Origin of the sequence: Treponema parvum (assembly GCF_017893945.1) — a bacterium.
Classification (GTDB): Bacteria; Spirochaetota; Spirochaetia; order Treponematales; family Treponemataceae; genus Treponema_D; species Treponema_D parvum_A.
Genome location: NZ_CP054257.1, coordinates 1,872,439 through 1,884,923, shown reverse-complemented (window position 1 = coordinate 1,884,923; position 12,485 = coordinate 1,872,439). Strand labels below are relative to the sequence as shown.

8 protein-coding genes and 2 tRNA genes are annotated in these 12,485 nt (G+C 35.1%); 6 read left to right on the top strand and 4 right to left on the bottom strand.

Annotation, left to right across the window (positions count from 1 at the left end; all coding sequences use genetic code 11):
* Positions 1–181: 181 nt before the first annotated feature.
* A complete protein-coding gene (locus HRI96_RS08345; protein WP_256729194.1) occupies positions 182–667 on the bottom strand; it encodes an HD domain-containing protein in 486 nt (161 codons plus the stop codon).
* A 213-nt stretch (positions 668–880) separates the two neighbouring features.
* Positions 881–1,567: a DUF2249 domain-containing protein gene (locus tag HRI96_RS08340; protein ID WP_210116921.1), complete on the bottom strand. Its 687-nt coding sequence runs from the start codon at positions 1,565–1,567 to the stop codon at positions 881–883.
* Between the two features lie 493 nt (positions 1,568–2,060).
* On the opposite strand from HRI96_RS08340, the gene HRI96_RS08335 reads away from it, so the two are divergent.
* Positions 2,061–2,411 (top strand): helix-turn-helix domain-containing protein, encoded by a 351-nt coding sequence (locus tag HRI96_RS08335; protein ID WP_210116920.1) that lies wholly within the window; start codon positions 2,061–2,063, stop codon positions 2,409–2,411.
* 212 nt (positions 2,412–2,623) lie between these two features.
* On the opposite strand, the gene HRI96_RS08330 is transcribed toward HRI96_RS08335, so the two are convergent.
* Positions 2,624–2,696, bottom strand: a tRNA-Pro gene (locus HRI96_RS08330).
* 34 nt (positions 2,697–2,730) lie between these two features.
* Positions 2,731–2,804: transfer RNA gene (locus tag HRI96_RS08325), tRNA-Asp, on the bottom strand.
* Positions 2,805–3,031: 227 nt separating this feature from the next.
* Here HRI96_RS08325 and HRI96_RS08320 point away from each other — a divergent pair.
* The 5 genes from HRI96_RS08320 (at position 3,032) to HRI96_RS08300 (ending at position 12,481) form a co-directional block, all read left to right on the top strand.
* Positions 3,032–4,345 carry an ATP-binding protein gene (locus tag HRI96_RS08320; RefSeq protein ID WP_210116919.1) on the top strand — a complete coding sequence of 438 codons (1,314 nt, stop codon included), beginning with the start codon at positions 3,032–3,034 and terminating at the stop codon, positions 4,343–4,345.
* 176 nt (positions 4,346–4,521) lie between these two features.
* Positions 4,522–7,767, top strand: a complete 3,246-nt coding sequence (locus HRI96_RS08315; protein WP_210116918.1) for a helicase-related protein — start codon at positions 4,522–4,524, stop codon at positions 7,765–7,767.
* An 8-nt stretch (positions 7,768–7,775) separates the two neighbouring features.
* The gene (locus tag HRI96_RS08310) at positions 7,776–8,384 is read left to right on the top strand and encodes a DUF4391 domain-containing protein (protein WP_210116917.1); all 609 of its coding nucleotides are present in this window, start codon (positions 7,776–7,778) and stop codon (positions 8,382–8,384) included.
* Entirely contained in the window at positions 8,384–10,600 is a 2,217-nt protein-coding gene (locus tag HRI96_RS08305) for an AAA family ATPase (protein WP_210116916.1), read from the top strand. The genes HRI96_RS08310 and HRI96_RS08305 overlap by 1 nt, the downstream gene beginning before the upstream one ends.
* Positions 10,601–12,481 (top strand): site-specific DNA-methyltransferase, encoded by a 1,881-nt coding sequence (locus tag HRI96_RS08300; protein ID WP_210116915.1) that lies wholly within the window; start codon positions 10,601–10,603, stop codon positions 12,479–12,481.
* The last annotated feature ends 4 nt before the right edge of the window (positions 12,482–12,485 follow it).

The window sequence follows — 12,485 nt, the reverse complement described above, 5'->3', positions numbered from 1 at the left end:
AAAATATTATGTTATGTAGAAATTTGTACTCAAATCAATAATGTACTATTGTTTATTATATAACAAAAGCGGGGCTTATGTCAATATTTTTGACAGACTTGACATTTTGGAAATTATCGCTTTTTGCATATTTTCGATTTTCGGACGCGTGCGGATTTTTGGCTTGTGCGACGGGTAAAATTCAGGTGTACATCGACTTTAACAGATCAATTCCTGACTTTGTCTTAAAAATCCGTTCTCTGAATTTATGAATATTCTCGGAAGAATAACTTTTTTCATCGGCGTTTACAAGGTAGTCGGCTTCAATGAGTATCTGATAGTCGTAACCGTCGATATTTGTGAGAGTATGGTGATGACCTATGAGGTATATTATCCTTTTGTTTTCGTCATCCGGCAAACCGCAGTCTTTAAGAAAATCCTCCGCAAGGATCATGCCTTCGGCTTCCTGCGCCTTTCCGTCGGTGTTGCCGTATTTTTCTCGGCAAAGAGGGCAGGCTATGTCGTGCATGATCGCGGCGGTTTCAAGTATACGCTGTGTTCTTTCATCCAAACCTTCCAACTTGCCTATTGTTCTTGCATATGTCCAAACTTTTATAAAGTGATTTATGTCATGCCGGTTTTTGCCGGAATAGGCGATCATTTTTTTCATGATTTCAGCTATTTGCATTATGTTCCCTCCTCTCATCAAAGATATACCAGCATATTATGAAATCTGCCATGAACTATTCCGAAAAGCAATTTAGGGGAAATTTTAGTCCCATTGCCGGACCAAAAAACTTACGGTTTTTAGCGATTTCTTAAAATTGCACAAAAGAGAAAATTTCAATTTTCGAAAATGGCACATTTGTGCGCTATTTATGCACGCTTTTAGCGCAGTCTCTTATAAAACTTTTACGTCGGGATTTGCTTCTCCGAATTTTTCTCGAAGCATCGAACAGATTTCCGCTCTGTTCTTTCCCTGTTTTTCCATCTGTTTTATGGCCTTGTATGCGGCAAATAGGGTTGACGGCCCTATTTCGGAGCTGAAAAATCCTATTCCCTGATTCCACGCAAGAAGTTCAAACACATCGTCAAAAGCGGCGGAGTCCAGTCCGTGAGCGTACGCTTTTACAAGTTCCCTGGTCGCTTGTCTCATCCTTCCTGCGCCTACCGCGTTTGTCAATGATAATAACAGCCGTGTTTCGTACGGAAGATACCTTTTGCTGTCATCCCACGTAAGCTCCCAAAAATTTACGGCTATTTGCCCCAGATCTTCATCAATGAGGGGAAAATTAGTCAAAGCGGCAGGCCGCATAGGAATATGGCCCGTTTCGTTTTTCGCTTCAACGCGATAAAAATAAGCGTGGTATTCGTTTTCTCCCGCTTTTTCGGTGTGATTTTCAAACCCGAGCCCTTTCATAACCTCGTAAAGAGGAATTGGGTCGAAACTCTGCACAATTTCAAGTCCCTGTCCAACGTTTAAGTCTTCAGCCTGCTTTTTTAATCCGGGAAAAAAGTTTCCTGCTACGCCGCGAACATCAATTTTTTTGAATCCGGAGATCTTATTGCTCCAATCCGTATATGCCATAAATTACTTCCTTATTAGCTGATATTTGTTATGAGGCGGGCTAAGATTTCCGATTTGCCCTTGAGTTATCGCAAAATCGAAACGGTAGGCGCTCTTAACTTCAATATAGCATATCACAAAAAAGCCAAGTTGGCAACGGCCATGCAATATCATGCCGATATTATGAAACGGCGGGGTAGAAAAACTGTTAATCAATAAAAAAATGATGAAAATGCTTGAGGCTAAACTTATAATATCATATAATACTTATATACATGATAAAAATCGAATGGAGAAATAAGGCAACAAAACAATTTTTTAAACTGCCGAAAGCTCAACAGATCCAAGTTGCCGACGGTATTGATGTCTTTATATAATTTTCCTCACGTTCAAAATGTAAAAAGTTTGGAAAATCATAAATATCAATATCGTTTGCGGATCGGCCGCTTTCGTGTATTGTTTAATTTTTATAAAGTCATCGAAATAATTTCAATCGAGGAGGTTAAAAAACGGGATGACAACACTTACTAATATACAGTTTATTAAAAATCAGGAGGGGATGCCTGAATATGCAATTGTCCCCTTCAATGTTTTTCAAACTCTGATAAGCGGCTCGGAACAGGCAATCACTGAAGAAAAAACAATCCCGCACGAAATAATAAAAAACATTGCTCATCAAGGTATAAGTCCTGTGCAGGCATGGCGTGAATATTTAGGCCTTACACAAACTTATGTTGCGGAAAAAATCGGCATAAGTCAAGCCGCCTATTGTCAAATGGAAAAAGCAAAAAAAATCCGGAAAGCGACCAAAATAAAAATAGCTCAGGCCCTTAATATCGATTACAGCCAAATAGATATTTTTTAACTGCAAAAACTGCCGTCGCTGTAAAATCCTTTTGCCCAATGAAAGTAACTGTTTTTGCCGCATTGACTTTTTATTCGCGCAGAAGAAGAGAGGTATGCCGGCGATTCGCGCCGGAATGAAAGGATTGAATCCGACTGCAATATCTTTTGCGAACAACAATTTCACTGCCGCTTGAATTTTCGCTGGGAATTTGCGGCGAAGTATGCGGAAAGTCGGGCAACGCGGATTTGAACCGCGGACCTCTAAGTCCCGAACCTAGCGCGCTACCAACTGCGCTATTGCCCGAAAAAAATACCCATTCATGGCGAATGGGTATATGCGCGAGTGACGGGGCTCGAACCCGTGATCTCCGGCGTGACAGGCCAGCGCGATAACCAGCTTCGCTACACCCGCATGATGTACGTAAATATATAAAAAACTTTAATTTATGTCAACATATCCTGAAAAATTTGAAATACCTCCTGTTTTAGGGGTCAAAATATGAGATATTTTAATTTTAGTGCAAAGTTTATGTTTTGTAGATTAAAGTTTGCACTGAATGTGCAATTTAAAAATATATGATATAATAGTATTGCAAAGTAAGTGCTTAAGAGAAAATAAATTGCAGTAGGAGCTTTTAATTGATTGAACGTGATGTATATTTGAATCGACTTATTTCTAAGAAAGAAAATGGCCTGATTAAAATTATTACAGGTATAAGACGCTGTGGAAAATCTTATCTTCTTTTTGAACTATATAAAAATTATTTGAATTCTCAAGGAATAGATGATTCGCATATCATTCAGATTCCACTTGATGAAAAGGGGTTTGAGGATTTTAGAAATCCAAACAAACTTTATGAATATGTTCTTCAGAAAATCAATGAGACTGATAAATTCTATATTTTTATTGATGAAATTCAGCTTTGCTATCGTATAAAGAAAGACGGAGTAGATGGATCATCAGTTCCAGAAGAGGACAGAGATCTTCTTTATACAACATTTTATGACATTTTGAACGACTTGATGGCCAGAAAGAACCTAGATATCTATGTTACTGGAAGTAACTCAAGGCTGCTGTCAAAAGATGTTGCAACAAACTTTCGTGACCGTGGATGTGAGATACAACTCTATCCGCTGACTTTCAGTGAATATTATGAATATGCAGGACTTGAAAAAGCTGATGCCTGGGAAGAATATATGACTTATGGTGGAATGCCACTTGCCGTTCTTGAAAAAAATGAAACAGAAAAGGCTGAGTATCTGAAAAATCTTTTTACTAAGATTTACATTGCAGACATTAAAGAAAGATATAAATTGAAGGATGAAACTCCATTGAGCAGTCTGATAGATGTAATTCTTTCTTCAGTAGGATCTCTTACTAATCCACATAAACTTAATAATACATTAACTTCTGTGCAGCAGCTTAAGTTATCTGATCATACAGTTAAGAATTATCTGGAATATCTTGAAGACTCTTTCATAATCAAAAAAGCAAATCGATTTGATGTAAAAGGGAAGTATTATCTTGATTTTCCTTTGAAGTATTATGCCGTTGATATTGGATTGAGAAATGCAAGATTGAATTTCAGACATCAGGAAAGAAGCCATATTATGGAAAACATAATTTTTAATGAACTTGTTTCCAGAGGTTATTCAGTTGATGTTGGGGTAGTGAAGGTTTCTTCTGTGGAAGATGGAGTACAAAAAAGAAGTAATCTTGAAATTGATTTTATTGTAAATCAGGGTTTTAACAAAATTTACATTCAGTCAGCATTCAGTATTGATGATCCTGAAAAGAAAAAACAGGAAACAAAGTCACTTTTGAATAGCGGTGATTTCTTTAAGAAAATTGTAGTTGTTGGTGGAAATCAGAAACGATATCAGGATGAATATGGAATCACAATTATTGGTGTTATACCATTCTTATTGGAGAAGGATAGTGTCGAAAGATAACTCGCTTGCAGGCTTTGAGCTTTAGGCGAAAATACTACAAGGGCAAAATATGCATTCCCCGCAGACAATGTATACGCTAGTGGATATATTAGAATCAAAGATTGTTAAAATTAATAGTATAGTGTCATTCTATGACACTTTCTAATCATAAAATACTAATAGGAACTAAGATGTAAATGCAATCAGTTGAATTTATCGATAACGTGAACAAAACTCTAAGTCAGAGCATAAAAGAAGAAATTAAACCCGGAAGTAAAGTTTCCATTGCAGCGGCATGCTTTTCCATTTACGCATATCAGGAACTTCAGAACCAGCTCAAGAATATTGATGAACTTCGCTTTATTTTTACTTCTCCCACCTTCGTTACAGATAAAGCAAAAAAAGAAAATCGAGAATTTTATATTCCTCGTTTGAATCGTGAGCGTAGTCTTTATGGAACAGAGTTTGAAGTAAAGCTTCGTAATGAACTGAATCAGAAAGCTATTGCAAAAGAATGTGCTGAATGGATTAAGAAAAAGGCAACCTTCAAATCAAACTCAACACAGCAATCGATGCCGTCGTTTATAAATATTGATGAAATAAATTACAATCCTGTAAAAGAGTTTACGGCTGTAGAACTTGGAGTAGAAAAGGGAAACAATGCGGCCTTTGGTATTATGAAAACTCACTCTCCGATAAGCGTTAGATTTTTGCAGATGTTTGAGCAGTTTTGGCAGAACAAAGACATTATGCAGGATGTAACTGATCAAATTATAGAAAGCATTACATCAGCATATACTGAAAACTCTCCTGAGTTTATTTATTTCATAACTCTCTACAATATTTTCAAGGAATTTCTTGATGATATCAGCGAAGATGTTCTTCCAAAGGAAGCAACAGGATTTAAGCAGAGTGCAATTTGGAAAAAGCTTTACAACTTCCAGCAAGATGCCTGTCTTGCAATTATAAACAAATTGGAAAAATATAACGGCTGCATTCTTGCCGATAGCGTTGGTCTTGGAAAAACTTTTACAGCTCTTTCAGTAATCAAATATTTTGAAAGCCGCAATAACCGTGTCCTGGTGCTTTGCCCCAAAAAACTTGCTAACAACTGGAATATTTACAAAGGAAATTATAAAAACAATCTAATTGCAAACGACAGGCTACGTTATGATGTTCTCTTTCATACTGATTTGAACAGAACTCACGGACAGTCTAACGGTAATGACCTGGCATATATCAATTGGGGAAACTATGATCTTGTTGTAATTGATGAATCGCATAACTTTCGTAATGGAATTGGCACACATGCGAATACAAAAGAAAACCGCTATATGCAGCTCATGGAGAAAGTCATTAAGCAGGGAGTAAAGACAAAGGTTTTAATGCTTAGTGCTACTCCTGTAAATAATCGCTTTGTTGACTTACGAAACCAGCTTGCACTTGCCTATGAGGGCGTTGCAGAAAAACTGGATCAAAATCTGAAAATAAAGAGATCTGTAGAAGATATTTTCCGTCAGGCGCAAGCGGCTTTTAATAAATGGAGCAAATTTGAATCAAAAGAACGAACAACAGAAACTCTTTTTTCAATGCTTAGCTTTGACTTTTTTGAAGTTCTAGACAGTGTTACTATTGCCCGAAGCCGCAAGCATATTCAAAAATATTACGACACAAAAGACATTGGAACATTTCCAAAAAGGCTGCATCCAATTTCAATTCAAACACCTCTTACAAAAGATTATAATGAAACTACATTCAATCTGATTTTTGAGGAACTGAATAAGTTAAAACTTTCTGTTTATGTTCCATCTCATTTTATTCATCCGAGCAAACGTTATAAATACGATTTAAATGTTGATGAAGAAACAGGCTCTGGTGGCTTTGACCAAATGGGGCGTGAAAGCGGAATCCGCCGACTTATGGCAATAAATCTCTTGAAACGCCTTGAAAGTTCTGTTTATTCATTTCGGCTTACAGTGCAGAGAGTGAAATATTATATTAGTCAGACAATTAAAGTTGTAGAAGACTTTGATGAAACTAAGAATAATTCGAATATCAACTTTACAGATATTTCAATGGACGAAGATTGCGATTTTGATGATCAAAATGCAAGCGACATTTTTGCCATTGGAAAGAAAGTAAAAATTGCTTTGAACGATATGGACTATATTTCCTGGCTTGCAGATTTGAATCTGGATTTCAATATCCTTTCAGGGCTTGAAAGCCTGATTTATGACATTACGCCAGAAAGAGATTCCAAGTTGCAAAAACTCATTGAGGTGATCTGCAATAAAATTGAAAACCCTATAAACAGCGGTAATAAAAAGGTTATTGTGTTCTCCGCCTTTGCAGATACCGCTGATTATCTTTATGACAATTTAAATCAGTTTATAAAAGAAAAATACGGCTTGAACACTGCAATGATTAGCGGAACAACAGACGGCAAAAGTACGCTCGAAAAATTTCATTGTGGTTTGAACGCCGTTCTTACATATTTTTCCCCAATTTCAAAGGACAAAGCCGTTATCTACCCAGATGATTCTCGTAGCATAGACATTCTTATTGCAACAGACTGTATAAGTGAAGGACAGAACCTACAGGATTGCGACTATCTTATAAATTACGACATTCACTGGAATCCGGTCCGAATTATCCAGCGCTTTGGACGAATTGACCGTATCGGAAGCAAAAACGACCAGATTCAGCTAGTGAACTTTTGGCCTGATTTGACGCTTGATGAATATATCAACCTTAAAGGACGCGTAGAAACTCGAATGAAGATTGTTGATATGGCAGCTACTGCCGATGACAACATTCTTGAAGAAGAACAGAGGGATTTGGAATACAGAAAAGAGCAGCTACAGAAACTAAAAGATGAAGTCGTAGATATAGAGGAAATGAGCAGTGGTATCAACATTATAGATTTAGGGCTTAATGAATTCCGTCTGGATCTTCTTGAATATGTAAAAGAACACGGAGATTTGGATAATACAGCGTTTGGACTACATGCCGTAACAAAATCAAAAGAAGATTGTCCTCCAGGTGTTATTTATGTTCTTAAAAACCGCAACAACAGTGTAAATATTGATAATCAGAATCGCTTGCATCCGTTTTACATAGTTTACATTGGAGAAAACGGCGAAGTAGTCTGCAATCACCTAAATCCAAAGAATATGCTCGATAAAATGCGCCTCATGTGTAAAGGTCAAGTTGAGCCGATACCAGAAGTTTACAAGCAATTCAACGCAGAAACAAAAGACGGCCGTAGTATGAAAACTTATAACAGGCTTCTAGGAGATTCCATTTCTTCTATAATAAAAGTAAAAGATGAAAGTGATATGGATTTATTCCTTAGTGGGCAAGCGGTTGATTTTAAACATGGGCAGATAAAAGGCCTTGATGATTTTGAATTGATTTGTTTTCTTGTTGTAAAAGATGAATAGGGGAGAGAATGTTAAATCTACCAGAAGTAACAGAACTTCATAAGACTCTGCCGAAAACACAGATTTACAGAAAGTTTCAGCTTACAAATGTTCAAGTTGCAAAGTTTGATGCAGACATAAGTCGCATTAGTATTGTAAACGAAGTAAGTAGCCGAACAATCCCTGCAATTGCGGAAGGCGAAACTGTAAAGAGCTTTTATGTTTTAAACGTAATTTTAAAGACAAAAGATTATGAACTGAAAAACATAGAACGCATCGCAAAACTGATTCCTCAGAACCTTGTATTTGCCTTGCAGTTTGAAGAAGAAGTTCAGCTGGCAGTCTTTTTCCAGAAGGTTTTTACAACAGATTGGATGCCTGAAACAAAAGCCTCCATTCAGCTTAGAGGATTAAACTTTGATGAAGTTTGGGAAAACATCATCAAAAAAATAGAAGGCGGGGAGTGGGACAGCAACTTAAGCATAGAAGAAAATATTGTCTTTAAGGAAAAGAAAGAAACGCTCCTGAAGGAAATAGAAAAATTAGAAAAACTTGCGCGCGGGGAAGTTCAACCAAAAAAGAAGTTTGAACTTGTAGCTCAAAAAAGAAAACTTGAAGAAGAATTGGAGAAATTATAATGATTGAAAAGATAGAAATAAAAGATACAGCGACATATATTGATGAAACTCTTGATAATCTTTCTAAAGTAAATTTCATTTATGGAAATAATGGTAGTGGTAAAACAACTATTTCTCGCATAATAACTAATGAGTCTGCTTATCCTAATTGTAAGATTTATTGGAAATCTAACCATACTCTAGAGACTGTTGTTTATAACACCGATTTTATTAATGATAATTTTGAACAATCAGAAGAAATAAAAGGTATTTTTACTCTTGGAAAAGAAGAAGCAGATACTCAAAAGAAAATTAAAGATGAAAAAAATAATATTGAGGATATTACAAACAAAATTAATGAATTAACAGACTCTTTATTTGTAAATGAGGAAAATATAAAAAATCAGAATACTATATCTAAAGAAAAATTCTGGAAAATAAAACAAGCATTTGATAAGGAAAAAACACCTTTAGTAAATGCCATAGCTGGAGCAAGAGGAAAGATAGATACTTTTTTCGATAGAGTTCTCAGTGAATATAAAAACAATAAATCAGAATTAAAAACAAAAGAAGAACTTGAAGAAATTGCAAGACAATGTTATGTAGATTCTTCAGAGCAATTACTTCCTGTAACAATTATTCCTTACAGTGAAATTGAGAATCTTGAGAGTAATGAAATTCTTAATAAATCAATTGTTGGTAAAGATGATTTAGATATTGCCGATTTAATAAAAAGTCTAAAAAATTCAGATTGGGTAAAAACTGGTATGAAATATGTTTCTTTATCAAATAGTAAATGTCCATTCTGTCAGCAAACTTTGCCGGCAAATCTTGAAGAAAGATTGAACGACTATTTTGATGTAACATATGAAAATGATAAAAATACAGTTATAAAATTGAAACGAGATTATTCTAATGCTATTAGTATTTATCTTGATAATGTTAATAAATTATTATCTTCTTCATATGAACAATTAAACAAAGATGAATTAAAAATTACGTTTACTTCTTTACAAAAAATTACTGATTCCAATTTTAATGAAATTAACAAGAAATTGGAAAATTTGAGCCAAAAATTTGCGTTAAAAAGTATTTTAGACTATTGCAAAAAAATTGATGCCATAATTCTAGATGCAAATAATAAAATTAATGAGCATAATAAATTTATTCAGAATATAAAAACCGAAAAACAAAAATTAGAACCCCTTGTTTGGAAATATATCTGTAATGAATTAAAAGATGATATAAAGGAGTATTCTGATAATATTGGAAAACTTGAAACTGAGAAAGCAAATTTAGAATCAGATAAAAGTGAAAAAAACACAGAATTGGCTGAACATGAAACTACTTTAGCTGAATTAGAGAAAAAACAAACGAGTGTAAAACCAACTCTTGATAGTATCAACAAATTACTTGCTGATTTTAACTTTACAGGTTTTAAGCTTGAACTTGGCGGAGATGAATTTACATATAAAATCATAAGACTTGACGGAACTCCAGTAGAAAAAACCTTAAGTGAAGGTGAAAAATCTTTTGTGACTTTTTTGTATTTTTATAATCTTTTGAAAGGAAGCCAAGCTACAACAGGCTTAGCAAACAATAGAATTGTAGTTATTGATGACCCAGTTTCAAGTCTTGATAATGATATTTTATTTGTTGTCAGTACCCTGATAAGAAGACTTTTTGAGAATATTTCTAATAATACTTCCAATATTAAACAATTATTTATTTTTACTCATAATGCTTATTTTTTTAATGAAGTAACATACAATAATGGATTCTTAAAGAATCCAGAAGTAAGATATATCCTTATAAAAAAATATAATAACGAAACAAAAATAAAGAATTGCATCAATGAAAAGCCAATAAACTCGACTTATGATAATTTATGGAATGAAGTCAGAATTGCAGAAAAGGATAAAACAAGTATCAATATTGTTTCTATTCAAAATACAATGAGACGAATAATTGAATATTATTTTCAATTTCTTGGTGGAATTGATATTAAAAATCTTCATACAAGCAAAATTTTAAAAGATAAAGATGATATCGCAATTTATAGATCACTTTTATCTTGGGTAAATTCAGGTTCACACAGTTCTTTCGATGATTTATTCTATGTTGATTCTGATGATTCATTATTAGAGAAATATTTAATTGTATTTAAGAAAATATTTGAAGATTCTGGAAATATTGCACATTACAATATGATGATGAAAATTGAAGGAGAACAATAAATGAACCACTTAAAGATGCACTCGCTCAATAAAATTGATGAAAACGTAAGCAAGATTGCTGCGTTGTTTCCGAACTGTGTAACAGAAGCAAAGGCGGAAGACGGCAGTATTACAAAAAAAATTGACTTTGATATGCTTAAACAGGAACTTTCCAGCAGCTTTGTGGAAGGTCGTGAGGAGCGCTACCAGTTTACATGGCCGGATAAAAAGAAGTCTGTCCTGCTTGCAAACGCTCCCATTCCCAAAACGCTGCGCCCGTGCCGTGAGGAGAGCGTGGACTTTGACAACACCGAAAACCTCTATATCGAGGGCGATAATCTGGAAGTGTTGAAGCTCTTGCAGGAGACCTATCTTGGCAAGATTAAGATGATCTACATAGACCCGCCCTACAACACGGGAAACGACTTTGTGTATGAGGATGATTTTGCTCAGAATGCGTCGGACTACATTGCAAACAGCGGACAGACCGACGAAGAAGGCAACCGACTCGTAGCCAACACCGAAAGCAATGGAAGATTCCACACAGACTGGCTGAATATGATGTACCCAAGATTAAAACTGGCAAGAGATTTGCTGAGCGATGACGGGGTAATTTTTATAAGCATTGATGATAGTGAAGTAAAAAATCTAAGAAATGTATGTGATGAATTGTATGGCGAACAAAATTTTGTAAATCATATTATCTGGCATAAAAAATATGGTACTGCCAATGATGCCAAATACCTATCTGATGTACATGATCATATTTTATTATATTGCAAAAATAAGCATAATTGGAGCCCAAACTTATTTGAAAGACCTGATGAGTTAAATGCAAAGTATAAAAATCCAGATAATGACCCTAGAGGACCATGGATAGCCACAAATTTATCGGTTAAGACATATTCTGCTGCAAATGATTATGTAATAAAGTCACCAGCAGGATTAGAATTTACTCCACCACCTTCGCGTTGTTGGGTTGTTTCAAAAGAAAAGTATGAAGAAATGCTTGCTGACAATCGAATTACTTTTGGAGTTGATGGAAAATCGCGCCCATATAAAAAGACTTTTTTATCAGAAGTTCAGAATGGAATAGTACCAACGACTATATGGTCATATGATGATGCAGGACATACAATTGGTGCTAAATCTGAAATCAGAGATTTATTTAAAGATATAAAAACTCCCTTTGATACTCCAAAACCGACAAAATTGATAAAAAAAATTATAGAATTAGCAGAAAGTAAAACACATGATGATTATATTTTGGATTTTTTTGCAGGTTCTGGAACTACGGCAGATGCTGTAATGCAAAAAAATATGGAAGATAGTGGGAAAAGAAAGTTTATAATGATTCAAATTAATGAACCAACTCAAGAAAAATCTATTGCTAAACTTGAAGGCTTTGATTCAGTAAGTCAAATAAGTAAAGAACGTATTCGCCGTGCAGGTAAGAAAATCAAAGAAGACAGTCCTTTTACAACAGAAAATCTTGACCACGGTTTCCGTGTGCTTAAAGTCGACTCAACCAACATGGAAGACGTGTACTATACTCCAGGTCATATCGACACAAACGACCTCTTCAAGAACAACATCAAACCTGACCGCACAGCAGAAGATTTACTTTTTCAAGTAATGCTTGATTTGGGAATTATGCTTTCTAGTAAAATCGAAACAAAAAAGATTAACGGCAAGAATGTTTTCTGTGTGGAGAAAAATTATCTTATGTCATGCTTTGACGAGAGCGTGGACGAGGTGACAATAACAGAGATTGCAAAAGAAAAGCCGTACTACTTTGTAATGCGCGATCCGTCCGAGAGCAAAGATGGCGACAGCCTTATTACCAATTTTGAGCAGATTTTTACGACCTACAGCCCCGATACGGTTAGGAAGGTGTTGTAGGAGA

Excerpts from the sequence above, each read along its gene's own strand:
- HRI96_RS08345 (WP_256729194.1), bottom strand. The coding sequence starts at position 667 with ATGCAAATAGCTGAAATCATGAAAAAAATGATCGCCTATTCCGGCAAA.
- HRI96_RS08340 (WP_210116921.1), bottom strand. The coding sequence starts at position 1,567 with ATGGCATATACGGATTGGAGCAATAAGATCTCCGGATTCAAAAAAATT.
- HRI96_RS08335 (WP_210116920.1), top strand. The coding sequence starts at position 2,061 with ATGACAACACTTACTAATATACAGTTTATTAAAAATCAGGAGGGGATG.
- HRI96_RS08315 (WP_210116918.1), top strand. The coding sequence starts at position 4,522 with ATGCAATCAGTTGAATTTATCGATAACGTGAACAAAACTCTAAGTCAG.
- HRI96_RS08310 (WP_210116917.1), top strand. The coding sequence starts at position 7,776 with ATGTTAAATCTACCAGAAGTAACAGAACTTCATAAGACTCTGCCGAAA.
- HRI96_RS08305 (WP_210116916.1), top strand. The coding sequence starts at position 8,384 with ATGATTGAAAAGATAGAAATAAAAGATACAGCGACATATATTGATGAA.
- HRI96_RS08300 (WP_210116915.1), top strand. The coding sequence starts at position 10,601 with ATGAACCACTTAAAGATGCACTCGCTCAATAAAATTGATGAAAACGTA.